At 66.0% G+C, this 25,615-nt stretch carries 25 protein-coding genes; 13 read left to right on the forward strand and 12 right to left on the reverse strand.

Features of this window, described 5'->3' with window-relative positions; genetic code table 11:
* Nucleotides 1–155 precede the first annotated feature (155 nt).
* From C4T42_RS19590 to C4T42_RS19630, 8 genes are all read right to left on the reverse strand, one after another.
* Complete coding sequence (locus tag C4T42_RS19590; protein WP_244603233.1) at nucleotides 156–1,451, reverse strand: TolC family protein; 1,296 nt, start codon at nucleotides 1,449–1,451, stop codon at nucleotides 156–158.
* A 220-nt stretch (nucleotides 1,452–1,671) separates the two neighbouring features.
* The gene (locus tag C4T42_RS19595; RefSeq protein ID WP_181049190.1) at nucleotides 1,672–3,474 is read right to left on the reverse strand and encodes an FUSC family protein; all 1,803 of its coding nucleotides are present in this window, start codon (nucleotides 3,472–3,474) and stop codon (nucleotides 1,672–1,674) included.
* Between the two features lie 70 nt (nucleotides 3,475–3,544).
* Nucleotides 3,545–4,573: a multidrug transporter subunit MdtN gene (gene mdtN, locus C4T42_RS19600; RefSeq protein WP_103985678.1), complete on the reverse strand. Its 1,029-nt coding sequence runs from the start codon at nucleotides 4,571–4,573 to the stop codon at nucleotides 3,545–3,547.
* A 15-nt stretch (nucleotides 4,574–4,588) separates the two neighbouring features.
* Nucleotides 4,589–5,077 carry a YtcA family lipoprotein gene (locus C4T42_RS19605; protein ID WP_103985679.1) on the reverse strand — a complete coding sequence of 163 codons (489 nt, stop codon included), beginning with the start codon at nucleotides 5,075–5,077 and terminating at the stop codon, nucleotides 4,589–4,591.
* A 330-nt stretch (nucleotides 5,078–5,407) separates the two neighbouring features.
* Nucleotides 5,408–6,265, reverse strand: coding sequence for a TetR/AcrR family transcriptional regulator (locus C4T42_RS19610; protein ID WP_244603234.1), 858 nt, complete (start codon nucleotides 6,263–6,265; stop codon nucleotides 5,408–5,410).
* A 2-nt stretch (nucleotides 6,266–6,267) separates the two neighbouring features.
* On the reverse strand, nucleotides 6,268–6,540 hold the full coding sequence (locus C4T42_RS19615) for a hypothetical protein (protein WP_244603235.1): 273 nt from the start codon (nucleotides 6,538–6,540) through the stop codon (nucleotides 6,268–6,270).
* Nucleotides 6,541–6,699: 159 nt separating this feature from the next.
* Nucleotides 6,700–7,506, reverse strand: a complete 807-nt coding sequence (locus tag C4T42_RS31530; protein ID WP_146074011.1) for an AraC family transcriptional regulator — start codon at nucleotides 7,504–7,506, stop codon at nucleotides 6,700–6,702.
* A 715-nt stretch (nucleotides 7,507–8,221) separates the two neighbouring features.
* Entirely contained in the window at nucleotides 8,222–9,163 is a 942-nt protein-coding gene (locus C4T42_RS19630) for a LysR family transcriptional regulator (protein ID WP_103985683.1), read from the reverse strand.
* An 85-nt stretch (nucleotides 9,164–9,248) separates the two neighbouring features.
* On the opposite strand from C4T42_RS19630, the gene C4T42_RS19635 reads away from it, so the two are divergent.
* The 7 genes from C4T42_RS19635 (at nucleotide 9,249) to solA (ending at nucleotide 16,125) form a co-directional block, all read left to right on the forward strand.
* The gene (locus C4T42_RS19635) at nucleotides 9,249–9,971 is read left to right on the forward strand and encodes an isochorismatase family protein (RefSeq protein WP_244603237.1); all 723 of its coding nucleotides are present in this window, start codon (nucleotides 9,249–9,251) and stop codon (nucleotides 9,969–9,971) included.
* Between the two features lie 65 nt (nucleotides 9,972–10,036).
* On the forward strand, nucleotides 10,037–11,101 hold the full coding sequence (locus tag C4T42_RS19640) for an extracellular solute-binding protein (protein ID WP_103985685.1): 1,065 nt from the start codon (nucleotides 10,037–10,039) through the stop codon (nucleotides 11,099–11,101).
* 4 nt (nucleotides 11,102–11,105) lie between these two features.
* Nucleotides 11,106–12,011, forward strand: a complete 906-nt coding sequence (locus C4T42_RS19645) for an ABC transporter permease (RefSeq protein ID WP_103985686.1) — start codon at nucleotides 11,106–11,108, stop codon at nucleotides 12,009–12,011.
* Between the two features lie 4 nt (nucleotides 12,012–12,015).
* Nucleotides 12,016–12,822, forward strand: a complete 807-nt coding sequence (locus C4T42_RS19650) for an ABC transporter permease (protein WP_103985687.1) — start codon at nucleotides 12,016–12,018, stop codon at nucleotides 12,820–12,822.
* A 57-nt stretch (nucleotides 12,823–12,879) separates the two neighbouring features.
* Nucleotides 12,880–13,953, forward strand: a complete 1,074-nt coding sequence (locus C4T42_RS19655) for an ABC transporter ATP-binding protein (RefSeq protein WP_103985688.1) — start codon at nucleotides 12,880–12,882, stop codon at nucleotides 13,951–13,953.
* A gap of 11 nt (nucleotides 13,954–13,964) precedes the next feature.
* Nucleotides 13,965–14,936: a dipeptidase gene (locus C4T42_RS19660; RefSeq protein ID WP_103985689.1), complete on the forward strand. Its 972-nt coding sequence runs from the start codon at nucleotides 13,965–13,967 to the stop codon at nucleotides 14,934–14,936.
* Nucleotides 14,937–14,967: 31 nt separating this feature from the next.
* Nucleotides 14,968–16,125: an N-methyl-L-tryptophan oxidase gene (gene solA / locus C4T42_RS19665; RefSeq protein WP_103985690.1), complete on the forward strand. Its 1,158-nt coding sequence runs from the start codon at nucleotides 14,968–14,970 to the stop codon at nucleotides 16,123–16,125.
* A 30-nt stretch (nucleotides 16,126–16,155) separates the two neighbouring features.
* Here solA and C4T42_RS31535 read toward each other — a convergent pair whose 3' ends face one another.
* Nucleotides 16,156–16,482 carry a hypothetical protein gene (locus tag C4T42_RS31535; RefSeq protein ID WP_146074012.1) on the reverse strand — a complete coding sequence of 109 codons (327 nt, stop codon included), beginning with the start codon at nucleotides 16,480–16,482 and terminating at the stop codon, nucleotides 16,156–16,158.
* A 24-nt stretch (nucleotides 16,483–16,506) separates the two neighbouring features.
* Complete coding sequence (locus C4T42_RS19675; RefSeq protein ID WP_103985692.1) at nucleotides 16,507–17,367, reverse strand: LysR family transcriptional regulator; 861 nt, start codon at nucleotides 17,365–17,367, stop codon at nucleotides 16,507–16,509.
* Between the two features lie 174 nt (nucleotides 17,368–17,541).
* On the opposite strand from C4T42_RS19675, the gene C4T42_RS19680 reads away from it, so the two are divergent.
* The 5 genes from C4T42_RS19680 (at nucleotide 17,542) to C4T42_RS19700 (ending at nucleotide 22,998) form a co-directional block, all read left to right on the forward strand.
* A complete protein-coding gene (locus C4T42_RS19680; RefSeq protein ID WP_103985693.1) occupies nucleotides 17,542–18,426 on the forward strand; it encodes an NAD(P)-dependent oxidoreductase in 885 nt (294 codons plus the stop codon).
* A 50-nt stretch (nucleotides 18,427–18,476) separates the two neighbouring features.
* Entirely contained in the window at nucleotides 18,477–19,325 is an 849-nt protein-coding gene (locus tag C4T42_RS19685; protein ID WP_103985694.1) for an alpha/beta hydrolase, read from the forward strand.
* Nucleotides 19,326–19,388: 63 nt separating this feature from the next.
* Nucleotides 19,389–19,919, forward strand: a complete 531-nt coding sequence (locus tag C4T42_RS19690) for a VOC family protein (RefSeq protein ID WP_103985695.1) — start codon at nucleotides 19,389–19,391, stop codon at nucleotides 19,917–19,919.
* Nucleotides 19,920–20,588: 669 nt separating this feature from the next.
* Nucleotides 20,589–21,350: a L,D-transpeptidase gene (locus C4T42_RS19695; RefSeq protein WP_103985696.1), complete on the forward strand. Its 762-nt coding sequence runs from the start codon at nucleotides 20,589–20,591 to the stop codon at nucleotides 21,348–21,350.
* A gap of 385 nt (nucleotides 21,351–21,735) precedes the next feature.
* Nucleotides 21,736–22,998, forward strand: coding sequence for an ATP-binding protein (locus C4T42_RS19700; protein WP_103985697.1), 1,263 nt, complete (start codon nucleotides 21,736–21,738; stop codon nucleotides 22,996–22,998).
* 18 nt (nucleotides 22,999–23,016) lie between these two features.
* On the opposite strand, the gene C4T42_RS19705 is transcribed toward C4T42_RS19700, so the two are convergent.
* Both C4T42_RS19705 and C4T42_RS19710 read right to left on the reverse strand, forming a co-directional pair.
* Nucleotides 23,017–23,910 (reverse strand): nucleotidyl transferase AbiEii/AbiGii toxin family protein, encoded by an 894-nt coding sequence (locus tag C4T42_RS19705; protein ID WP_103985698.1) that lies wholly within the window; start codon nucleotides 23,908–23,910, stop codon nucleotides 23,017–23,019.
* Nucleotides 23,911–23,917: 7 nt separating this feature from the next.
* The gene (locus C4T42_RS19710) at nucleotides 23,918–24,838 is read right to left on the reverse strand and encodes a hypothetical protein (RefSeq protein WP_103985699.1); all 921 of its coding nucleotides are present in this window, start codon (nucleotides 24,836–24,838) and stop codon (nucleotides 23,918–23,920) included.
* A 179-nt stretch (nucleotides 24,839–25,017) separates the two neighbouring features.
* Here C4T42_RS19710 and C4T42_RS19715 point away from each other — a divergent pair, with 179 nt between their 5' ends.
* The gene (locus C4T42_RS19715; protein WP_146074013.1) at nucleotides 25,018–25,605 is read left to right on the forward strand and encodes a hypothetical protein; all 588 of its coding nucleotides are present in this window, start codon (nucleotides 25,018–25,020) and stop codon (nucleotides 25,603–25,605) included.
* The last annotated feature ends 10 nt before the right edge of the window (nucleotides 25,606–25,615 follow it).

Genomic DNA, 25,615 nt, shown 5'->3' on the forward strand with positions numbered 1-25,615 from the left:
GCCATCCCCGGGGCTGAAGACAAGGCCTTGTCTTCCAAGCAATTACAGCACGCGCTGCGACCGACTGTTCTTATATGGTGTACGACGACCATGCCTGTTCCCCCGCGCTCTTGGCGCGATAGATCCAGATTGTTGTCGGGGTGGCGGCGGCACGGTCATCGCGAGAGGGCGTGGGAGTTGGTCACGCTTCCCATGGCGAAAGCCAGCGTGGCGGCAGCGATCTGCGCCGTGCCGTGGGCCTGGCCCCGCGCGTTCCGGGCCGCCAGGAGGGCCCTCTGCGCCTCCAGTGCCGCCGTGATCGTCCCGGCGCCGCTGCGATAGGCTGACAGGGTCGCGTCGTAACTGACAGCGGAAGCCGCCACGAGCGTGGTAGCGGCGCGGAACGCGGCGAGCGCACTCTTCAGCGCGTCGGCCGACACCACCACCTCCCGCGCCGCGTCCTGCTGGAGGCGGATGAACGTGTCCTCGGCCTGAGCGGTCCGGGACTTCGCCTCCTCAAGGCGGGCGGCACGTATGCCTCCGTCGAAGATTGGCACGGAGACGCCGCCGAGCACGGTGATGTTGCTGTTGCCCGGCGACGTGCCGAGGGCGGAGCTCCCGACGTTCCCCACGATGGGCAACGACGTCACGCTGAGCCGGCCGTTCACGGAGTTCCCCGAGACCGACGTGAAGACTTTCGGCAGGAAGTCGGCTTCCGCCGCGGCGACGCCGGCGCGGCTGGCCTGTGCGGTCGCGACCGCGACCTGCAGGTCCGGCCTTCGCCTGAGCGCCGTTCCGACGAGCGTTTCCAGCGGGGCGCCGACCAGTGGGGGCAGCGGGTGGACGGACGCGTCCTCGACGCGGATCTGCGTGACCGGCGACACGCCCATCGCGCCGATGAGGCCGTTGTAGGAATCCCGCTCCGCGTTCCGGCCCTGGACCAGGTCGAAGTCGGCCTGGGCGAGCATCTGCTTGGCCTGCGCGACCTCGACGGTGGTCCCGACGCCCTGGTGCAGGCGGCTCTCGGCGGCGTCGAGGACGGCCCGCGCGTCGCGCTGCGACGCCCCCGCGATGCGGACGCGCTCGCGGGCGGCTCCGAACTCGTAGAACTGCCGCCCGACGTCGTAGATGATCTTCTGGTGGACGGCGTTGAACGAGATGTTCGAGGCGAGCGACAGCTTGCCGGCCGCCTTCGCAAACGCGTCACGCTGACCGAAGTCGAACAGGAGCCACTGCAAGGCGGCCGTCGAGACCGTGCCGGTGGCCTCGGTCCCGAGGTTGCCGGACTGGCCGGTGAGCGGCAGCGTCTGGCTCGACGAGGTGCGTTGGTACCCGCCGAGGACCGTCGCGGTGACGACCGGCAGGTAGCTCGCCTTGACGATGCCGACCGCCAGCGCCGCCTGCCGTGCCTGCTCCCATGCGATGCGGGTCGTCGGGTTCGTGGTCTGCGCGATGTCGATGAGTTCCGGCAAGGTATGGACCCGGATGGGGTCTGTGGGCGGCGGCGGTTGAACGACCGCGAGTCCAGGCCGGGCCGGGAGCCCGAAATCGACTTCGGTCATCTCGATGGGCGCTGGTTCGCCCGGCGGCACGAAGGGCGTGCCGGGCGTGGCCGGGGCGAGGTCCAGGGACGACGTCGCGCATCCCGCCGTGAGGAGGACGGTCGCCAGACCGGAGGCGCGACGGAGTATCCTAAGCATGTGCGTGACGCCTCGCTGCGTCCGAACGGAGCGTCCGCCACGCCTCGGCGAACCCGGCCACATCCGTTCCCCCCCTTGCGGGCGCCTCGGGGTCGTCCGCCTCGTGCATCGCCTCGTCGACGGCGGCCGCCATGGCGCGGGCATCGGCCACGGCGGGGGGGCGGTGCTCCGCGGCGAGCGATCCGATGCGGGCCGCGCGCTCGTAGAGACGCTCCCCGGCGTCGAGTATGTCGGTGGCGGCCCGCGTCCGTTCGGGGCCGTCGCCCGGCTCGTAGGCCAGGGCGTCGATCTGGTCCCGCAGGCGCTCCAAGGCTTCCACCGCGCCGGGGTCGGGGTGCTGGCCGACGGGACCGGTCTCCTCCCTCGCCACGAGGCCGCGGATGCCGGCGAGGAAGCGGTGCACCGTCGCCTCCAGCTCCGGCAGGATCGGAACGGGGTAGAGCCGGGTCGCCACCAGGAAGATCACGAGGTCGCCGAAGACGATGCCGATGATCCTGTCGCGGGCGACGGTGAGATCCGTCTTCAGCGCGAAGCCCTGCAACACGCACAGGCAGAACGCGAAGGCGATCTGGATGCCCATGTACGAGATCCGCTCGCTGCCGACGACGACCCAAGCGCTAGGCAGAACGACGGCGGCGACGACGACGAGCAGGCCGGTGATGCCGTCGATGTGCGGCAGGACGTACACGAGGGTCGCGAGGCCGAGCGTCGCGCCGATCAGGCAGCCGGACAGGCGCAGGACCAGCTTCCGGTTGGTCTCGCCGACCGTGAGCAGAGACCCCACGAAGCACGTGATCATGCAGGTGTGGATGCCCGGCCAGTCGAGGATGGCGTAGATGAGGTAGCAGGCCATCGCCGCGAAAGTCGTCTTCAGCGCGTAGCGGACGTGGTCGGGGTTCGAGAACGCGTCGGGTTTGAGGAACCCCGATTTCGCAGTCTTCGGCTTCGGTGCGGCCCGGCCGCTCGCGAAAGCGTCCTCCGCCTCCGTGACCAGATCCCCGAGGGCGTCTCCCGGCTGGGCGGCCGGCCCTGCGACCCCTATCGTCGGTCGCCCGTGCTCGACAGCCTGCGCCAGGTCCCGGCACCGGGCGCCGAGGTCGGCACGGTCCACGGTCTGTTGGGCATCCCCACCGGCGGCAAGCCTGATCAGGAGCGCCCGACTGACGGGCGTCAGGGCGCCCAGCCGCGCCGCCGACGTCCGCTGCAGGCGGCCCAGGAGACCGGCCAACCGTACCAGCTTCCGGATCGCGCCATCGTCCAGGTCCACGACGCGAATGTCATCCGCGCGGCTAGGATTCTCGAAACACGCGGCGGCGAGCCTGAGGCGGTCCGCCAGCGCCTTCCTCGCGAGACGCTCCGGGTGCCGGCCGAAGGGCAGGTTGAAGGCGACCAGCACCGCGAGCGGCATCATCGAGAACTGCAGGGCATAGAGCAGGCCCCGGGTCACGAGCTCGCCGTTGTTGCCCTTGCCGAGCAGGTCGAGGCCGTAGGCGAGGACGAGGCCGATCGTATTTCCCAGGGCGCCGAGCTTGCTCGCCGAGGCCAACCAGAGGATGCCGAACGACAGCAGGACCATCGCGGCGACCCGCGCCTGGGGAAAGTCGAGAGTCAGGATCGCGGCGGCGAAAATGATCCCCACGATGGTGGGCAGCAGCACCGACAGGGCGATGGACATCAGGACGGTGGTCGCGCTGTCGGGCTTCTGCAGGAAGAGCACGAGGAAGACGCTGACTGCGGTCTCGGGGACCTTGAAGGTCATCGATGTCAGAACGACGAGCACGGACACCGCAGTCATCCGCAGCGCCATTCCGGTGCGGCCCGGGAAGGGTGCCAGCTCGGCGAAAAGGGGCGCTAGGCTACGTGCTTCAGCAGTCGCCATCGCGGGGTATCCTCACGATGGCGCTGGCGCCCAGCCGGGCGAGATCCTCCGGCGGGTTCTCCAGCTTCACGCGTACGGGGAACCGCTGGGCGACGTGGACCCAGTCGACGGAACGGACGACGATGGGGACCGAACGCGGCAGGTTCACCCTGTCCTGTCCCGAGACGCCGTAGCCGATGCTGTCGACGCGTCCCTTGATGGGCACCGTCCGGTCGATCATCGAGTACACGACCGCGCACCCGCCACTCGGGATGTGGTCGAGTTCGGTCTCGCGGAAGTTGGCAACGGCGAACCACTCGTCGGTGACGATCAGGGTGAAGAGCGACTGGCCGGGGGCGACGAACTCCCCCGACTTGACGGTCAGGCCAGTGACGCGGCCTTCGTGGGGCGCCTTGACGACCGTGTTCGCGAGGTCACGCGCCGCCAGGGCCGCCGTGGCCTTGCGGGTCTCCAGGTTGGCCTTCGCCGATTCCGTGTCACCGACCGCGCCGCGGGCGGCGGCGGCCTGCTGCATCGCCTGGGTCAGGCTCGTCTCGGCGTTGCGCTTGGCCGTGGCGGCGTCGTCCACCTGCTGGTCCGACACGTACCCCTTCGGATGCAGCGGCCTGATCCGCGCCAGGGTGTTCGTGGCCAGTTCGAGGTTGGAACGGGCGCGCACGACCTGCTGGTCGGCGATCTCCACGTTCGCGCGCTCGGTGGCGACGGCCCGGGTCTGGCTCGCGAGCAGGCCCTCGCCAGCCTTCACCTCGGCCAGGGCCGCCTCCAGGCGCAAGCGGTAGGGCTCCGGGTCGATGCGGAACACCACCTCGTCCTTCCGGACCAGTTGGTTCTCCTGCACCGGCAAGTCGACGATCCGTCCGCCGACCGAGGCGGCCATATGGACCACGTCCGCATCGATGGAGGCATCGTCGGAGGTCGGGTTGCGCTGCGTCGCGCGGTAATAGCTCCAGCCCAGGCCGACCGCCGTGAGGATGATCGCGAGGGCGACGAGCCTGCCGAGAAGTGCCTTAACCATGCGGCCGCATATCGCTCACGGGCCGAACAGCAGCAGCCAGAGGCCGCAGTCGATGGCCAGGGCCGCACAAGTGTAGGTCAGCAGCTTGAACGGGATGCGGTCGTCGAGGTGGATGACGGCGAATGCCACCCTGAGCACCAACGCGCCGACGATCCCCGCGACTGCACAGACGAGCCATGCAGGGAAGAAGGCCCCGAAGAGGCTGAAGGTCGGTGCCGCGGCCTGCGTCACTGCCGTCGTCCGGGAAGCCGGCACATTCACTGAGCCCCCCGGCCGATGGTGCTTCGGTCCTCGGACCGGAGCGGAGACGCTAGGGGCTGGCGGCACTGAACGCTTGAACGATACGACTGAGTTGCCGTCGCTGGCGGCAACCGGGACGAGGTTCTCCACCGCGATATGAAGCGATGGGTTCGAGATGCTTCGAACCGATGACGGCCCGGGCACGCGGTTAGCCGATAATCTTGCCGTGGCTGGGTTTTGGTTCGCCGGCACCGGGGAGGGCATTCCTTGCCGTAGGCCGGCCCCCGGAAGTGAGCGAGGTCGCAGGCCGCACGGGGATCGGGTTCATTGCCCGCGCGGCCTGCTGGCTGGACTTCCGGCGAGGGGGCAAAGCCGAAGGCCCAGCGTCCGATGCGGAGGCGTGGTCGGCCTCCGTGAAGGGATTGACGTCGATCAAAGATGAGCGGCATGGCGGCTCTCTTCATTTTCACCGTCGGGCTCGGGACGGCTGGGGCTGCGGGCGTCCCGTCCAGCACAGGGGCGCCCCCCTAGGCCGCCCCCCTGGGCCGCATCGCTTGGTCCGGCGCCGTCGACGTCGTGACGTGGCTCGTTGGGTCAGGCGGGCCGGTGAAGCAGCGATGCGACCACGGTCTCGGCCATGCGCCTGCGCGCCTCCTTGACGTCGATGTCGGGCGCGAGCCGGTTCAGCATCGCTGGGAAAGCGGGCGGCTGGCCCACGGCGCCGTTGAGCAGAGAGAAGAACAGGGCCGGATGGCTGCTGCGCACGATCCCGGCCTCGATGCCGGCGGCGAACAGAGGACGGCAGGCCTCGTAGGCCGGCCTGAGGAGGCGCTCCGTGACCATCACCGCTCGCTCGGGGGCGTCCGACCCGTGGTGGAAGACGAAATCCCTTACCTCCGGATGGACCGCGTAGAAGTTCGCGACCGTGGTGATGAGATCGCCCAGACGGTCGTAAAGAGGTCTATCCAATTGCGTGGCAAGCTTCCTGACCTCGTTGATGACGGGCGTCGTCGCCGTCACGATCAAGTCGAGGCAGGCTTCCCAGAGCTCCGCCTTGCTGCCGAAATGCACGCGAACGAGGTTCGGGCTGACCCCCGCCGCCACCGAGATGCTTCGGATGTCGGCCCGGTCGAACCCGTCATTGGCGAACGCGAGGGTGGCGGCACGGAGAAGGGTCTGCCGACCGTTCGGCATGTCCTTGGTCCTGCGGCCGCGGGGACGGTTTCCCGCCTCGGCCGGCCCTTTCGCTTCGGAAGCCATCTCACCCGATGGATATATGATTTCTCGTACATATAAAGGCGGATGACGACGCTGCAAGGAGATGCGGCGGCCCACCGTGGACGAACGATCGTGACGGTCATGGCCTTTCAGGGATGGCTTCGCGTGGGGGCTCATGGATGGAAGCGCATCGCTCACCGCTTCATCCCTCATGGGCCGGTCGAGTGAGGCCATGGTCATCGACGGCTTGCGATCACGGTGCGGCAGGCCGGGCTGAGGTGATCGATGTTCTCGACCAGGCAGTTGGTGATGGCGGTCCGGTTCGGGATGAAGGCCCGGCAGAGATGCATGACGTCCGGGGTGCATGCCTGACGGTCGTGGATCGTCTCCGACCGGGTGTCAGGAAGATCCTGTGCCTGGGCCTGCATGACTGAACCGACGAGGCAGCCCAGCACCAGCCCGGCGAGCGCGGTGCAATCGTTCCTTCTACGGTGGCCTACGACTCTCATGGATTATCTCCGTGTTGCCGCAAGAGCTCCGCGTACATGCGGACACCGGACGTAGGGGCTTTCGCTCCCGACCCGGTCTTGCGCTGGAAGCCCTACATCTGGGCTGGGTGACGGGAATTCCTTGAACGATACGACGGTCTTGCGTGACCGGGCCGCGTCCTAGTTCGGCCGGGGCCGCGGCGAGATCGGGTGGGTTTCATTCGCGACGATCCTCATGTTCGCGAGCGACGAGGGCTTGCATCCGAAGGTCGCCCGGAAGACCCGGCTGAAATGCGCGCCGTCGGCGAAGCCGGCCTCGACCGCGGCCGACGTCACCGAAGCTCCGTTGCCGAGGCGCCGAATACCGAAGAGCAGGCGTCGCCACAGGAGGTACTTCCTGAGCGGCATGCCGACTTGTTGGGTGAAGATCGCCGAGAACCAACTGGGGGAGAGGGCGACCTGGCCGGCGGCCTCGTAACGATTGGCCAGTGGTACCGGCGCGGAATCGATCAGGTCGAGAACCTCCGTCACGCGTCGGTCCACCCGGGGCAACTGCGGCAGTCCTTCAAGCCAGATCGAGCGCCAGAGATCGAGCAGCCCCCATGCCTCGTCGTGGGTCGGTTCCGAACGGTCCATCTCGCGCAGCAGGGACACCAACCGCTCGTGCCGCTTCGCGTCCACGGAGGGGCGGACTTGCGCCCAGGCGCGGGCTGAACGGGTTTCCGGGTCCACCCAGAGAAAGGCGGTCCTTCCGTTCGCGACGATGCGATGGTGTTCAAGGGGTGCGAGGACGCATGCCTCGGGACCGATGCCCGGGGCGCGCGCGGTCTCGATGCGCAGATGGCCGTCGAGTGGGATGGCGATCTCGAACGCCCGGTGGCTATGCAGCCGCTGGTCGCTGGCCCGACCGAGGAACAACGCGGCTCCGGGGAAAAGGAAAGCCTGTCGCGACGTCTGTCGAGCGACGATTGACCCTTCAGCCAGCATCTTCCTCGTCCAATATATGCTCACTCGTACATATACGGGTTGCCGCAGGTTTCAAGGTCCTTATTGCGGCGCAGCGGCCCGTATGGGTTCCTGATGCGGGAAGGCAGAGCTCAGTCACCAGCGCACTTTCGCAGGCGGATCGAGCGTCGACCGTCGGTTGCAGCGGCCGCATCGGTCCGGGGAGCAGATGCCCGCGGATGGCTGCAACACAACCTCCCGAACGAATGGCGGCCACGAAGAGTGGGCACTGAGACGTGCCTGTGAAGCGATCTCACAGCATCATGCGCCAGTGCCTCCCCCAATCGAGCAATGGAAGCTGTCGCGGCGAAGCTGCGTGCATGCATGTCCGCTTCCGTCAGCCGCGCGGTCGCACGGATACGGCTGCGTTGGGTCGTTAGGAGGCCGTCCGCTTTTCCGGCCGACCTTCTCCGAAGCGGCCGTTCTGCTTACGGCCAAACTACGTCATGCCGGACCACTCCCGCGCGCAGAAACGGACGTTCGGTTTAGCGCCCATCTCGGTCATGCGGCACGGTTTGAACATATCTCCGAAGCGGACATCACGGGAGCTGGATCGATGTCGGAGTTAACAACGCTATGGGACCTTCGACAAAACGGCCCGGGCTTACATCTTATCCTTTGAATGTGACTCTTGACCGGCGTCCGGCATTGCCCTGTGCCGTAGGAGAGCAGAGGCAACCCGCCTCCGTTCGTGTTCTCAAAACTTCGATCGCGTATTGGATCGCGCCGGCGCCGAGCCCCACACCGTCGCCAGGAAGGTGGTGAAAGCTTCAAGACTGGTGGATCGGGCCGGCTTCATCCAAGTGGCGTAGGTTGCGATGGTATCGGGGACATCGTCGAGGGAGCGGATCACGATCCCACGCCGCTGCACGTTGCGCACACAGCTCGCATAGGTGCTCACGCCGGTTCCCGCCGCGACGAGGCCAAAGATACCCTCGCTCGACGAGGCCTCCTGGCCGATGGTCGGGTGAAAGCCGCGCCGATGACAGATCGTGAAGAAGGCCTCGCGATAGGCGCTCCAGCTCCCGCCAGACCCCAGCACGAACGGCTCGTCGGCGAGATCCTTGAGGGTCAGGCTGCGCGCGTTCGAGAGTGGATGGGTTACCGGCAGCAGGGCCACATAGGAGTCGCGGTCGAACAGCAGGCTCTCAAAATGCTCGTTCTCGACCGCGCTGAGGGTGAAGCCGACGTCGATGCGGTCGTTGAGTAGGGCTTCGCGCTGGGATTGCGAGGGCACGTGCGACAGCTCCAGCCGGATCGCCGGTCGCAATTCGCTGAACGCGCGGACCAGCTCCGGCAACCGGCCGTTGATCGCGAAATCCATGTAGCCGACGCGCAGGACGCCGGCCATGCCGGTCGCCGTGCGCCGCGCAAGCGTCACGGCCCGCTCCAGATGGTCGATCCCGATCCGGCACTCGGCCAGGAAGGCACGCCCGGCCTCCGTCACCTCGACCGTTCGGGTCGTACGGCGGAACAGCTTCACACCGACCTCGGCCTCGAGTTCCGCAACGAGCCGGCTGAGGCCCGGCTGCGTCGTCGCAAGGCGCTGCGCGGCCCGGCCGAAATGAAGCTCCTGCGCCAGCACGAGGCAGCTCGAGACGTGCCTGACGTCAAACCGCATTGATGTCGAGTCCTGCATTAATCACGCCAAATTCATCATTTCACACTGGAGGCGGTCTGCAACATCCTCTCCCCGTCCCCGCTGCGGCGGGCTGGAACGAACGATGCAAGGGACGAGACAGATGGCCTTCAACACCGAACTCGACAGCGCCCTCGAAGCCGCCTTCGCCGAGGCGCGCGCGCTGTACAAGGAGCGCGGTTTTCAGCGTCGGGTCGGGTTCGGCCGGCGTCCCGCCCTGATCAATGTCGACCTCGCCAACGCCTGGACGCGGCCAGGCAATCCCTTCACCTGCGAGAACATCGACGAGCAGATCATCCCCGGAGTCCAGGCGCTTCTGGCTGCCTGCCGCCGCAACAATCACCCGGTAGTGCACGTCACCACCTGCTACCAGGTCACCGACGTCGACAGTCCCAAGACCGACATGGGCCTGTGGCACCGTAAGATCCCGGTCGAGGTCGTGGATCAGAACAAGCCCGAGCTCTGGGCGATCGACAGCCGCATTGAGCCGGTGCCGGGCGAGCAGGTCCTGGTGAAGAAGCGGGCGAGCGCCTTTCACGGGACCTACCTCGCCGGGTTCCTGCGCGCCAACAACGTCGACACGATTCTGGTCACGGGCGTGACCGCCTCGGCCTGCGTGCGCACGACGCTCTGCGATGGTCTCGCCGAGGGCTTCCGGACCATCGCGGTGCAGGAGTGCATCGGCGACCGTGTGCCGGGCGCCGTCGCCTGGAACCTCTTCGACATCGACGCGAAGTTCGCCGACGTCGAGCCGCTGGAGCGCTGCGTCGCCTACCTCGACGAGGTCGGCCTGCGCAACGCCGCCTGATGACCTGAGCCATCGCCCGACGCGATCCGATCTTCGACCCGCCGCCCCTCCAGGAGTCTGAGCCGATGCGTGCTGTCCGGTCCCTCGATCGATTCTCGCCGACGCGCCGGCAGGCGCTTCTCGGCAGTGCGGCGGCCATCCTCACGGCGGGGGCGGGACGCGAGGCGCACGCGGCTGCCGGAACGGTCGTCGTCTCCAACTGGGGCGGCGACTGGAACCAGCGGACGGTGCGCTTCGTCGAGGCTCCCCTGGTGGAGGCGCAGGGCCTGACCGTCGTGCGCGATCTCGGCATGGAGCCGGAGCGCAAGGCCAAGCTTCTCGCCGAGCGCCGCCTGCGCCGGGGCAGCATCGACGTGATTCATCTGAACGACTCGGATGGGTTCGAGATGATGAACCAGGACGTGCTGGCAGATCTCGATCGGGCGCGCATCCCGAACTACGGCGACGTGGTTCCGGCCCTGCGCAAGGATTATTTCGTCCCGTGGCTCTACAGCGGCGTAGTAATCATCTACAACAAGGATAAGATCAAAGATCCTCCGAAATCCTACGCGGAGCTCTGGGACAAAAAGTGGGCCGGCCGCCTCGGTCTGACCAATCAGCTCTACTTCAATTACATGATGATGTCCGGCCTGATCCAGGGCGGCAACATGACGAGCGTCGAGACCGGCCGCGAGCGGCTCGTCGCGCTCAAGGAGTTGGTCCAGCCCCGGCTTTACGCCGCACATCAGCAGCTCGGCGCGGCGCTGGCCACCGGCGAGGTCGACATCGCCCTGAACTATAAGGCCCGCGGCCTGCAATGGATCAACGAGGGCTCGCCACTGGCCATCCAGTATCCGAAGGAGGGCGCGATCGCGATCACCTTCGGCGCCGGGATGCCGAAGCGCGCGCCGAACCCGGACGGAGCCTACGTCTACCTGAACGCGATGCTCGACCGGAAGGCGATGGCCGAACTCGCCGCGGCGAGCTTCTACGCGCCGGCCAACGGCGCGGCCGAGCTGAGCCCCGAGCTGCGCGCTCGGATCGACTTCTCCCCCGAGGAGCGCGAGCACCTCAACTTCCCGGATTATGCCTACGTCTCGAAGAACACCGCCGAGTGGCTCGAGTGGTGGAACAAGACGATGGCGCGCTGAGCCGATGGCAACTTTCGCACGCTCGGAGGTCCTGGCGCCCGATCGCGCGCCCCGGGCCCGGCCGCGAATCCCCCCGGGGGTCGGCGATGTCCTGCCGGGCACGCTGTTGGTCGTCCTGGCGCTTCTCGGGCCGCTCGCCCTGATGCTCCGCTACAGCTTCAACCGGTTCGTCCCCGGTGAGCTGATGGTTGAGGGGCTTACCCTCGCCAACTACGCCAAGTTCCTGCACGATAGCTTTTATCGGGATGTCCTGCTGACGACCCTCTGGGTGGCGGCCCTCTCGACTCTGATCTGCCTCGTGCTCGGCTTCCCCGTCGCCTATGCCCTGGTGCGGCAGGTCGGGCAACGCTGGAAGTCGAAGCTCCTGATCCTCATCATCCTGCCGCTCCTTATGGGCAACGCGGTCCGCACCGCCGCCTGGATGGTCATCCTCGGCGACAAGGGCCTTCTCGCCGCCCTGCTCTCCGGGGTGGGGCTCACGCCAACCCGGCTGATGTACACCCCCACCGCCGTGGTGATCGGCCTCGTCTCGGTGACGCTGCCCTTCATGATCGTGACGCTGCAGAGCGTGCTCGAGCGGATCGATCCGGTCCTGGAGGAGGCGGCCGAGAGTCTGGGCGCCGGGCACCTCACGATCCTGCGGCGGGTCGTGCTGCCGCTCGCGCTGCCCGGGCTGCTCGCCGGCACGATGCTGTGCTTCATCCTGTCGATGAACGCCTACGCCACGCCGGTGCTGATCGGCGGCCCGCAATTCCACATGATGGCGCCCGAGGTCTACCAGCAAGTGGCCAAGGCGATGAACTGGCCATTCGGTGCAGCCCTCGCCTTCGTGCTTATGAGCGTCACCCTCGTGCTGACCACCACCGCCAACGTCCTCGTGCAGCGCCGCTACCGGCGCTGGTCGGAGTAGGGCCATGTCGCGCGCAGGCATCCGCCGGACCTACGGCGCCATCTCGGGCGCGGTCCTCGCCTTCATCGTGCTGCCGCTGGTGGTCATCGTCTGGGTGTCGTTCTTTGCCAACCGCATCCTCGCCTTCCCGGCGAGCGGCTACACCCTCGACTGGTACACGCGCGCCCTCGAAACGGACGCCTTCCGAGACGGCTTCGTCACGAGCGTGCAGACGGCGCTGTTCGCCACGGCGGCGAGCCTCGCCCTCGGCGTGCCGGCGAGCCTCGGCCTGGTGCGCGGCCGCTTTCCCGGTCGCGACGCCGTGCAGGCCCTGCTGCTCGCGCCGATGGTTGTGCCCGGCATCGTCGGCGGCGCCGCCCTGTTCATCGCTTTCATCGAGGTCGAGGCGCTGCTCGACATCCAGGTGGCCGGCACGCTCGGTGGCCTGCTCGTGGCGCATACGCTGATCGCGCTGCCTTGGACCATCCGACTGGTCAGCGCGTCCCTCGCCTCGGCCGACAGGGCCATCGAGGAGGCCGCCGCGAGCCTCGGTGCCGACCCGCTCACCGTGCTGCGGCGCGTGACTCTTCCCGCGATCCGGCCCGCCATCGTCGCGGCGGCCCTGTTCTCCTTCGTGATCTCGTTCATCGATCTGGAGAAGTCGATCTTCCTCGTCGGCCCGGGCCGCACGACACTGCAGATCGCCCTGGTCAACTACCTCGAATGGAACCTCGACGGGACGGTCGCGGCCGTCGCCGCCGTCCAGATCCTGATCGTCGGGACAGCGCTCCTCGTCAGCGACCGCTACGCGCGTCTCGCCCAAGCCTTCTGAGCCTGCCTTCTGAGCCTGCCTGCTGAGACTGCTACCTGACAGCCCGGAGATCGGACCATGTCGACGACGGTCGCCCTTCGCTCCCTGATCAAGCGCTACGGCAGCTTCACGGCCGTGGACGACATCACCCTCGATGTCCCCGAGGGCCAGCTCGTCGCACTGCTCGGACCCTCGGGCTGCGGCAAGACCACCACGCTGCGGATGATCGGCGGATTCGTCGAGGCGGATGCCGGCAGCATCCTGATCGGTGGCCGCGACGTGACCCGTCTGCCGCCGGCCAAGCGCAATATCGGCTTCGGTTTCCAGAGCTACGCCCTGTTCCCGCACATGAGTATCGCCCAGAACGTCGCCTTCGGCCTGGAGATGCGTCGTCTGCCCCGGGCCGAGATTGCGTCGCGCGTCGCCCGGGCGCTCGACCGGGTGCGCCTGTCGGCGATGGCGGACCGGCTGCCCAAGCAGCTGTCCGGCGGCCAGCAGCAGCGGGTTTCCCTGGCCCGCGCCCTAGTGATCGAGCCCTCCGTGCTGCTCCTCGACGAGCCGCTCTCCAACCTCGACGCGCAGCTGCGCGGGGAGATGAAGCTCGAGATCCGCCAGATCCAGAAGGCGATGGGCATCACCACGATCTTCGTCACGCACGATCAGGACGAGGCGCTCTCGATCGCCGACCGGATCGTCGTGATGCGCGCCGGGCGGATCGAGCAGGACGGCAGCCCGGAGGCAGTGTTCGGTGCGCCACGCTCGCGCTTCGTGGCGGAATTCATGGGCGTGACGAACCTCCTGCCGGGGACGGTCGAGGGACCGGGCACGTTCCGGCTCGACGACGGCAACGCGATCCGTGTCCCAGGCGCGGTCGCCGGCCGCGGGACGGCGGTCCTGGCGATCCGGCCCGAGCGCGTCCAGATCACGCCCTCCGGCGCGGACATGGAGCCCGGCGCGCTCGAGGCCGAAATCGAGGCGGCGACCTACCGGGGTCTCTCGGTCGAGTACCGGCTGCGCACCACCTCTGGCCTGTGCCTGACGGCGCGTCGGGCGACCCCTGCCACTGGCGGTCCGGCCATGCTCGAACCCGGCGCGCGCGTTCACGTCGCCGTCCAGCCAGACGCCTGCCACTTCGTCCCTGCCGAACTCTGAAAGGGCGCACCATGACCATCCGGCACGACGACCTGATCGTGATCGACGGGCTGATCGTCTCCGACTTCGGGCCCGAGGTCTTCGCCGACATGCGCCGCGGAGGCATCACGGCGGCCAACTGCACCTGCTCCGTCTGGGAGGATTTCGCCACGACCATGCGGACGATGGCACGCTGGCGAGGCTGGTTCCGCGAGCACGCCGACCTGATCACCCCGGTCCACGGCGTCGCCGACATCCACCGCGCGAAGGCGGAGCGGCGCACCGGCATCATTCACGGCTGGCAGAACACCAGCGCGATCGAGGACCGGATCGAATACCTGGAACTGTTCCACACGCTCGGCCTGCGGATCGTCCAGCTGACCTACAACACACAGAACCTCGTCGGCTCAGGCTGCTACGAGTCGCGCGACGGCGGGCTGTCCGATTTCGGCCACGACGTGCTGGCCGAGATGAACCGACTCGGCATCCTGTGCGACCTCTCGCATGTCGGACCGAAGACCAGCGAGGATGCGATCCGCGCCTCGCAGCGACGCGTCGCCTACTCCCACTGCCTGCCCGCCGCCCTGAAGGACCATCCGCGCAACAAGACGGACGCGCAATTGCGCTTCATCGCCGAGCACGGCGGCTTCGTGGGCGTGACCATGTTCCCGCCATTCCTGGCCCGGGGCGCGGCCTCGACGATCGAGGACTATCTCGACGCCATCGCGTACGTGATCGATCTCGTCGGCGAAGAGAACGCCGGCATCGGCACCGACTTCACGCAGGGCTACGGGCAGGCCTTCTTCGACTACATCACCCACGACAAGGGTGACGGCCGCAAGCTCACGGATTTCGGTGAGGTTCTGAACCCCGAAGGCATTCGCGTCATCGGCGACTTTCCGAACCTCACCGCGGCGATGGAGCGGCGCGGCTGGCCGGCCTCCCGCATCGAACGCGTCATGGGCGGCAACTGGCTCGCCCTGCTCGGCGACGTTTGGGCCTGAGCACCTCTCGGGCAACTCCGGAGATCTCGCGATGTCAGCGAACACCTACGACGTCATCGTCCTCGGCGTCGGCGGCATGGGCTCGGCCGCCTGCTGGCACCTCGCCCGCCGCGGTATCCGGGTGCTGGGGCTCGAACGCTTCGACATCCCGCACGCCATGGGATCCTCACACGGCTTCAACAGGATCATCCGCCTCGCCTACTTCGAGGATCCCTCCTACGTGCCGCTGCTGCGGCGCGCCTATGAGAACTGGCGGGAACTGGAGGGACGGTTCGGCGAGCAGCTCCTCTTCATCACCGGCTCGATCGATGCGGGACCTGAGGGCAGCGCCATGGTCGAGGGCTCGGTCGCGGCCTGCCGGACGCACGACCTCCCGCACCGTCTGCTCGACGGCGCCGAACTGCGGCGTGTGGCGCCCGGCTACAACCTGCCCGACACGCATCGGGCCGTCCTTCAGCCGGATGGCGGCTTCGTCTCGGCCGAGCGCGCGATCGTCGCGCACGTCATGCAGGCGCAGGCGGCCGGCGCCGAGATCCGGGCGCGGGAGCCGGCGCTGAGCTGGGAGCCGACGGCCTCGGGTGTACGCGTCCGGACGGAGCGGGGCACCTACGAGGCGGGGCACCTGATCCTGTCGGCGGGCTCGTGGATGGGCGAATTCGTACCGCAGCTCAAAACCGTCGCTGTGCCCGAGCGGCAGGTGCTCGGCTGGTTCCAGCCACGGGAGCCGGCCCTGTTCGCGCCGGACCGCTTCCCGGTGTTCAACATGGAGGTCGAAGAGGGCAAGTTCTACGGCTTCCCGGTCTGGCACGTGCCGGGCTTCAAGATCGGCCGTTGGCACCATCTCGGCGAGACGGGCGGTGCCGATACCTTGTCGCGGGAGTGCGAAGCCGAGGACGAGGCGGTGCTACGCCCCTGCGTCAGCCGCTACTTCCCCCAAGCAAACGGTCCGACCATGGCGATGCGGGCCTGCTTCTTCACCAATACGCCGGACGAGCACTTCGTGATCGATACGCTGCCGGACCTGCCGCAGGTCGTCGTCGCTTCCCCCTGCTCAGGCCACGGTTACAAGTTCTGCAGCGTCGTGGGTGAAGTTCTCGCCGACCTCGCCTTGGGCAGAAAGCCGGGATTTGACCTCAGCCTGCATGCGCTCAACCGCTTCGCACCACGTTCGTATGCGAGCACTGATTAAAGCTCCATATGATCTAATTCTAGGACCCGTTCAGCTCCAGTTCTGTTCGCCTTGGCTTGCCAGGCCACAAGATGATGGGTTGGCACTCGCTGGCGCTTTACGTCTGTTCTTACAATATGCGGGCGTACGAACAGACCGGCGGGTTTCGGCCACGTGCCGTCGGCGCCCAAAGCATTCGACAATGCACACGGCACCGGCCGCTTTCAGCGGCCGGGCCGCCGTGCCGAGGTGGTGGCCGATCTCGTCCCAGAGGACCGCCCGCTGCATGTCAACCACCGCTTGGAAGTCGACCGAGCGCATCAGGATGTCGGCCGAGCGCCAGCGGCCGAGGCGCTCGCGCACCGCCTCGTTGATCATCCGGTACTAGACCCCGGCAGCACATCATACGGTCGCGTTCACGAGATGGTCCGATACGGTCGAAATGAACGCACGAAGACGCCGAAGACGCCGCAGATCTCGGTGGTATCCCATCCAGATATCTCGGGCTGGCGGTTGCGTCGGCGTTTCCAGCCTGCGGATACCGGGGATCTGAGTGCCGACGACGCAGGGCAAGACCGCGATGCCGACGCCTTGCTTGCACATGCGCCCTTGGACGTTGCGGTTGTTCGATCGCAGGACCGGTCTTGCGTTGGGAAAACTCTCGATGAGCCACGCGATGTCCGGGAAGTGACCCGTCGATGTCTCATGGGTGATCAGCCGGAAACCCGTCCCATCGCCGTATCCGGGGTCTGGCGCCTCCTCGGCGATGTAGACGCCGTATTCGAGCCTGAAGAGCCGCCGCTGTACGACATCGGCAGTGTTGAACGGCACGATACGAAAAGCGACGTCCGCCTCCCGCTGTGCGAGGTTGAACAGGCGCGTGCCGGTCAGGATTTCAACGTCGACATTGGGGTAGGCCCTTGAGAAATCCGCCAGGATGGGAGGCAGGACATACGCCCCAAACCAGTCCGCCGATGAGATGCGCAGACTGCCCTTGAGGTTCTGCTCCTGCCCCGCGAGCCGGCGCTCCATGGCCAGCGCGCCTTCCTCCATCTGCTCCGCCAGCGCGATGATCCCGTGGCCCTCTTCGGTCAGGACCAGACCGTCCGCAGTCCGCTGAAAGAGCGTGTGACCGATCGCCTGCTCAAGCGCGCGCAGACGCCTGCCGACGGTCGGATGGCTTGTCTGAAGGGAACGCGCGGCGCCGCCGAGCGTGCCGGATCGCGCGACAGCGAGAAAGACCCTGACGTCACTCCATTCCATTGCGGCACCCGAACAAAACTGAACGCTAGGAATACAGTTTCGTCACTTCAAGAACAAATCTGATCGTATAAGTTCCTGCCGAGATTTGAAGGCGCAGGTCTCAGCCCGATGGTCGCTCAACGGCCTGCGTCCGATCCCGAGCACAGCTCTCATCCGAACGGCAGGAGATGGATCATGCAGATCGGATTCATCGGTCTAGGCAGTATGGGTTCAGCCATGGCCATGAACTTGGTGAAGGCAGGCCATGAGGTGCGGGCCTGGAACCGTAGCAGGATCGTCCAGGATCGCGTTCACGGGATAACGCTGGTCCCGCTCGTGGCGGATGCATTCCAGGCCGACGCAGTCTTCACGATGCTGTCCGACGATCCTGCCATTCGGGAGGTCATCCTCGATGCCGGCGTGCTCGCTAGGGCGCGACCGGGCCTGACTCATGTCATCACATCGACGATTTCCGTCGCTTTCGCGCGGGAACTGGAGTTGCTGCATGCAAAGGCGGCCCTCGGCTATGTGTCAGCGCCGGTGCTCGGGCGACCGAACGTAGCGGCGCGCGGCCAGCTCAACATCCTGGCAGCTGGGAAGGCCGATGCGATTGACGCGGTTGAGCCGTTGCTCGCTTCGATCAGCAAGAAGGTTTGGAAGTTGGGGGAGGATCCTGTGCGCGCGAACGCCGCCAAGATCGCCTGCAACGCGATGATTGCCATGGCTATCGAGGCGATGGCTGAGGGTGTCGTGTTGACCGAGAGCGTCGGCTTGGATCGCGCGGTCTTCTTTGAACTCATCCTGGGCACTCTTTTCTCGGGCCGCGCCTATGAGAGCTACAGCGCGCAGATCACGAACCGATCATTTGAGCCCGGTTTCAAATCCAAGCTCGCGCTCAAGGACATGCGCTTGGCGATCGAGGCCGGCAACCAGATCGGGCGCACGCTCCCGATGCTTGAGGCTGTCCACGAGGGACTCACCAGAGCTGTCTCGGCGGGCCTCGGAGAGAAGGACTGGTCGATCATGGCCGATATGACGGTTCGTAACATGGCGATCGCCGCCGCTTATAGCGAGCGCTGAGGGGTAAAGGTGAGCTTTGCTGGACCGTCACCATCGATTGGGGAGCGATCATGATCGCAACTCTGAAGGGGTTTACCCAGCAGCTGGTGCCGGTGAATGGCATCATGATCAACGCCGTTACCGGAGGCTCAGGCCCGCCGATCCTCCTCCTTCATGGTTGGCCGGAAACATGGTGGGAATGGCACCACGTGATGCCGCTGCTGGCCGAGCATTTCAGCGTGGTGGCCATGGATCTGCGCGGCGCGGGCTTTTCCGCCTGCCCGCGCGACGGCTACGACAAGGCGACGATGGCGCGCGACGCGTACGAGGTTATGGTCACCCTCGGGCACGACCGCTACGCCGTGTGCGGACACGACATCGGCGGCATGGTGGCCTTGTCGCAGGCAGCCCGTCATCGAGAGACTGTCACGCATCTCGCTGTCCTCGACGTTCCGCTTCCCGGCTGGACCGGGTGGGAGGCGACGATTGCAGGGCTCTGGCATTTCAGCTTTCATATGAACCGGGATTTGCCCGAGCGTCTGATCCATGGCCGCGAGTACGACTATGTTTCGACGTTCATGGCTGAGCGGTTCTACGATCACAGCACCTTCAATCCGGCGGACATCGAGATCTACGCGAAAGCGATGGCGCTTCCCGGCCGCACCCGCGGCGGCATGGAATGGTATCGCACCTTCGGCGCCGACCATGCGGCTGCGCTCGAGTACAAGAAGCAGCCGCTCGAAATGCCGGTCCTCGGTCTCGGCGGAGACCACCGATTCGGTGCGCAGATGGTGCCGATGCTCAAAGAATTCGCGATCAACGTGACGGGCGGCTCGATTGCGCGATGCAGCCACTATGTCGCGGATGAGCGGCCGGACGAAGTCGCGGCCGCCCTGATCGAATTCATCAAGACCAATTGAAACTCCACGCCCGTGCCGTCGTCGGCCGGGCAGATCGCGATCGATCACGAAAGGAAAGCCGACATGACCGCACCTGTCCCTCGCGGGATCAATCATATCGGCATCACGGTGCCCGACCTCGAAGCAGCAAAATCGTTCCTGGTAGAAGCTTTGGGCGGCCAAGTGATCTATCAGTCCTTCGGACCGCAGGATTCGCCGCGGCAGGGGCCCGAATTCGAGCGGGCCGTCGGCGCATTCCCTGGGACAGTTGTGCGTGGGCAGGCGATGGTCAGGATCGGAACCGGACCCGATATCGAGCTCTTCGAGATGCACGGCCCCGAGCAGGCTCAGCCGGTCCGAGCGAGCGATTTCGGCATCACCCACTTCGGTCTCTACACCGACGACATCGACGCCTCGGTCGAGCGCTTCGAAAAGGCCGGTGGTACCCCGCTCACCGCACCACGCGCCATTCCCTATGCGACTGAGAAAGGTCCGGGAAACAAGGTCTGCTACTGCCGCATGCCCTGGGGCACGACGGTGGAGTTCATCACGACGCCGGACCGCATGGCCTATCATGACCAAACTGATTTGCGCAGATGGCAGGACGAAGATTGAGCAGGCGGACGAGCGGTTTGCATCGGGAAGGCTTCCGCAATCCCAAGGTCGATGAAGCGACGCGCGCATCGATCCTGGGGTTCGCCCAGGAAGTTCGCGGCGGCCCGTGCCTCAAGCCACGGCCTGCGTGTCCCCGTTGGAAACGCGGGGGGCCCAGCCGGCGAGTTTGGCCCGCGGCAGCCCCCTACCGGTAAAGCACCGTCACTTTGTGAGCCGGTGGGCGACTCGAGTGACGGTGAGGGCAGAGAACTGCGCCGCGCAAGGGCCGTAGCCCGGGTCCGAGCTCGACGCCACGTCCTGCTCGCCCCCTCCCGACACTTTGCCCTCTGTCGGCGCGAAGGCTGAAGACTGCAGCGGGCCTCGATGTCGACCATCGGGGCCACGATGACCCGCGCCTCGCCGAGCACGCCCGTCGACTGCTCGAAGCGGCCGCTTCACGCGTAAGCGGCGCAGACGTCTCCAGAGATGGACGCGAGATCTCCGTCTCGTCTAAGCTGTCAGGATCAACGCACTGCCAATGCAGCTTTCATGCTGAACCGATGATCGTTTTATGTAAATGATCCCCTCTTAAAATTCTTTGCATATCTTTGTGCTTGACTTCGGCGCAGCAGAGAAATGTGTCGGCCATTGAATAAGCGTGACGCTATGACTGGACATGGGCGCAGAGCCATGACGAAGTACCTCCCCGACGGCCTCCACCCGTCCCGTACCCGAGCGCTGCGCGGCGCTTCCGTGCTGTCGCTCACGCTGCTGGCGGCGGGTTGCATGGCGACCGATCGTGACGTTGGGGCAATCGCCAGCGTCGCGCCGATGCACCCGAGCTCCCTCGCCATGTACAGGGCGAACCCCACCGAGCGCTTCCCGCTGCCGGCGACCGACATCAGCGAGGTCAATCCGCGCTACTTCCGCCAGGAGGTCGCATACCCGCGCAGCGAGCCGCCGGGTACCGTGGTCGTCGATCCGGGCAACAAGTTTCTCTACCTCGTACGCGAGAACGGCAGGGCCACGCGTTACGGCGTCGGCGTCGGCAAGGCCGGTCTCGCCTGGAACGGGACCGCCGAGATCAGGCGCAAAGCGGAATGGCCGCGCTGGACGCCGACCGCCGACATGATCCGGCGTGAGCCCGAGCGCAACGGCCCTTGGCGCAACGGCATGGCGCCGGGCCTGACGAACCCGCTCGGCCCACGTGCGCTTTACCTGTTCGACGGCGACCGGGACACCCTCTACCGGATTCACGGCACGACCGAGCCGCATACCATCGGCACGAACATCTCGTCCGGTTGCATCCGGATGTTCAACCAGGACGTCATCAACCTCTACGAGCGCGTGCCCGTGAACACCAAGGTCGTGGTGCTGCGGCCCGACGAGCACGTCGAGCCACTCGAGGCCGTCGCGACAGCGCGCGAAGAAGAGGAACCCGACGCGGGCTGACCAGACGAGATCATGCCAAGCGGCCAGCGCACGGCGAACTCGACTCGGCCGACATCTCACGAAGCGCCGCTTCGTGGATGCTCCAACGTCAACCTTTGTGGCAGCCTTCGATGAGCAGAGGTTTGTCGGTCTTTGCAGCCGCCCCTCTCCGAAGCAGGCTTTCCGCTTTCGGCCACCATCGGTCGCTCGTACCGCCTATCAGAATGCCCGGAAGCAGACCTTCCGAGGGTCCGGGAAGGGTCGGGAGCGGACCCTCGCAATCGGGCCACCGAGCGTCAGCTTTCGACCTCTCACACCTTCGATCGCCACTTGTGCTCATCCGGCTAGGGATAGTCGCCTAACCGCTGCTCCTGCTCTAGGTTGACCGCCTAAACGGGAGGTTTCGTTGTCGATCGCTGACATAGGTGATGAGGAATTCCGGGCGATCATCGCGGCGAACTTCACCCCATCCGAGGAGATCAAGACTCCAGAGCGCCTGTTCGGCCGAGCCCGCAACCTCATGGCGATCGACCGAGCCTTGAACTCGCCGGGCCGCCAGATCTTTATCTACGGCGACCGAGGCGTGGGGAAGACCAGTCTCGCTCGCACGGCCGCTCAGATGCACAACGCGAGCGGCGCTGCGCCGATCTACGTCCCCTGCGGTCAGGCGACGACGTTCGCCTCGGCGATCCAGGCGATCGGCCTAGATACCGTGAGCGTCATGAGCCGGATGGAGCGCGCGGCTTCAGGGCGTGGCCTGAACTTCGGCATACCAGTTCTCGGAAGCGTCGGCGTCAGCACGGGCACACCGGCCTCGGTCACCATCCCCGCGCCGGCCACAGTCACCGAGGCTCTGGACATCGTCCGCTACGTCGCGGGCAAACGCACCGGCCGGCTCGTAATCGTCATCGACGAGATGGAGCGCATCGAGTCCACGGCCGAGAGGGACAAGTTCGCCGAGTTCATCAAGAACATCCCCACGATCGAGCGGGACGTGCGCTTCATCTTCTGCGGCATCGCGTCGGACGTGACGGAGCTCTTGAACTCGCATCCCTCGGCCGGCCGCATCCTGGAGACCATCCCGCTGGAGAAGCTTCGTCACGACGATCTCTGGCGCATCATCACCGCGGCCGGCGAGAAGCTTGGGGTCGAGATCGCCCGCGAGATGCTGGTGCGCATCGGCCAGATCTCGGACGGGTTCCCGCACTTCGTGCACTTGATCGGGGACACGATGTTCTGGGAGATCCAGGATGACCCAGAGCCGGTCTCAACGGCCCATCACAGACATTACCGGGCCGGTATCAAAGGCGCTCTGGAGCGTAGCGAGGCGTTGCTCCGGGTCCAGTACGACAAGGCGACCAAGAAGACCAAGAACACCGAGGATTACGAGGAGGTCCTCTGGGCCATGGCCGACACAACCTCCGACCGCCGTCAGCTCCAGGAGATCTACGACGCCTCCTACGCCCGGATCATGCTGAAGCGCGGCAGTCGCGCCGCCTTATCCAAGGAGGTGTTCAACCAGCGCCTCCTCGCGCTGCGCAAGGAGAGCCACGGTCGCATCATCGTCGGCTTCGGCTCGGGTTGGTTCGGCTTCAGGGAGAAGATCATGCGCGGCTACGTGCGATTGAGCGCCGAGGAGAAGCATGTGGTTCTCGGTCGCGAAGGCTGACGACCTGCGAGGAACCGTTCAAAGCCACGGCAGCGAGCGGTAGAAGGCCCGGGCGATCTCGAACGTCTCATTGAAGGGAGGTAGCCCCGAAGGTAGCTCGGTGCTGAGGGTATTCCAGCGGGTGGCCGCTCGGCGGGCCACCTCGGGATCATCCATTGATGCTGCTGTGGGGTTGATCCCGCGAGCTGCGGATTTCTGGATGAGCGCGCCGAGGATGTTCTGGCGCTCCTGATCGCTCAAGGTGTCTGCCGTCATTCGGGCGAGCCAAGCAAGATCGAAGACATCCTGCCGGCGCTCCCGGTTCCGCTCGGGCTGCTGGAGCAGGGCACGGAATTTTTCCGCGACCACTTCCTCCAAAGCGTAAGTGCGGATGTTCACGGCGGGCTTCTCCAGTTGCGCCTCGCCCGCGTTGAAGATCGGCTCCTTGAACGAGAGATCGACCTGGAGCACGCCCGTGGCCTGTCCCGCCTCCAACCGCTTCACCTCGTTGGTGCCGATCCTGGCATGAGCGATCGTTATCTTGAGCGCTGGCCCTATCCCATCCTCGAACATCTCCGCTCGTGGTCGCCGCTCCACCTTCTGGATGCGGCAGAGAAGATCAGCGTAGCCCAACGTCGCTGCGGCGCTTCGCAAGGCGGGGTTCAGACGTTCAGCGAGTTCGGTCGCGAACGGTTCTGGCGAAGCCTCGACTGTGAAGTCCACGTCCTGAGTGCCGCGCGGGCTGGCGAAGGCGAGCATCATCAGCACGCCCCCCTTGAGCAGCATGGTGTCCCTCAGCGCAGGTGTCAGGCCGACCGCGGAGAGCAGGATGTGGGTCACTTGCCGGTTCCGGTGGGCGACTGGATCGGCCTTGGACGCCTCGACCCACGAGACGATCGGCAGGTTGAGGGGCACGCTAGTCGTGGAGGTCATCGGAGGATCAGACGTTGAGGGAGATCATCCAGTCCTCAGAAAACACGGGTTCATACGGACTAGAGGGGTCAAGCTTACGGGAGCCACCGCGCTGCGCGAAGCGCTTCCACGCGTCGATGCGCGGGTCTCTCAGACCGAGCCGTTCGGCAAGGATGTACCCGGCGCGGACCCTGATGATGTTGGTTGGCGCCTCCTCGACCGCGGTGATGATGAGGTCGAGGTAGTTCTCGGCATGCTCCTCCCACGTCTCCAACACGTGGGCCATGCCGCCGCAGAGTTCGGGGTCGTCGAGCATCTGGACGAACAGATCGCCCACCGTGATCAGGCGCGCGACCCCCTCGGCGAGCACCTGGGAATGGTAGGTGCGCTTGGTGTGACGAACGCGTGTGTCACGACCTCGTAGGGACGTGGGGATGTCGATCGCCTGAAGAGGCTTGAAGTACGAGAGATCGGCCTCTTTCGGATCGAAGCCGTAATCCTCTCGCATCATGGCATCCCGCCGACGTGCCCAGAGCTTCGGCTCCGGGGTCGCTAAGGTCAGCACGACGGGCTGCCGGACCGTGAGGCCATAGCGCTGCATCGCGGACAGGTAGCCGATGAAGGCGAACGGATCGGCTAGGCAGGCCACATCCTCGGCCGGCGCATCGGGAACCTCGACCACCCGGAAAACGCGAGCACGAACATCCATCGACGGAAAGTCGCCGAAATCTGCGTCGGGCCGTAGTACGCGCTCGTAGCCCAACTCCTGGATCACCCTGGCGTACTGCGTTCCGCCGGGTGCGCTCACCCTGCGGATGACCTTCACCGGGTAGCGGTCCGGGTGCTCGTAGATGTCCCAGATCAGGCGGAACAGCGCATAGCTCGTGATGATAGGTTGAGCTCGATCGCGTAAGGTCTCGGTGACCGCTAGAGACAGTCGCGAGAGCAAATCAACCTCAACCGATGTGGCGGCATCACATGTCCTCAGGACATGTGATGCCGCCACTCTCGTTTGTCAAGAGCGTATCGACTCCTGCAAACCATTGATGACACTTGACATATCGCCTTGTTTCGGGTACGGCCTACGGCTCGTCCTAAGGACGAGCCGTAGGCCGTACTGAAGCTGAGTTGACATTTCGACTGAAGCAAAGCGGCGAGGCCATCAATATGACAGCGATGACGGCGCGGGAGTTCGCCGACCTGATCGCGGTGCCGAACGTCTATGAGTTCATGGAAAAACCGTCTCAGCGGTGCGGCTACAACGCATGTCTCGCAGTCTACCACGTCGGCGACTACCTAAAACCGATCGGGCGCCGACGCGCTGATGATGTCCACCAAGCGATGGAGCAGGAACTAGGCGCGCCATTTCTGGCTCTCCAGCGGATGGCGGACGCGGTGAAACACCGCGAGAAGATCCAGGGAAAGACCGGCGCCGAGATCCTGTTGATGCAGTCTGGATCTGACACGGAGCGTCCTGCAACTGGCTTCGGCATGAGTGAGATCGATGGCAAGATGAACCCTGGGGATGGTCGTCCCGGCAACCCGCTGCGGTTCGACGATCACGGAGGGCGCTACATCGAGGACAGGGGCGTCTTCTACGACATGCTCGACCTGTGCGTGATCGTACTACGGGCCTACGCCAAGCTCTATCCCTCGGAGCTTGCTGGGTCGGCGATCGACGGGCTCCGGTACAATCCGGCTGAGTATGCGCGGTGACTCCGGCCGA

It is taken from the genome of Methylobacterium sp. 190mf, from assembly GCF_900107945.1.
In the GTDB taxonomy this organism is placed as follows: domain Bacteria; phylum Pseudomonadota; class Alphaproteobacteria; order Rhizobiales; family Beijerinckiaceae; genus Methylobacterium.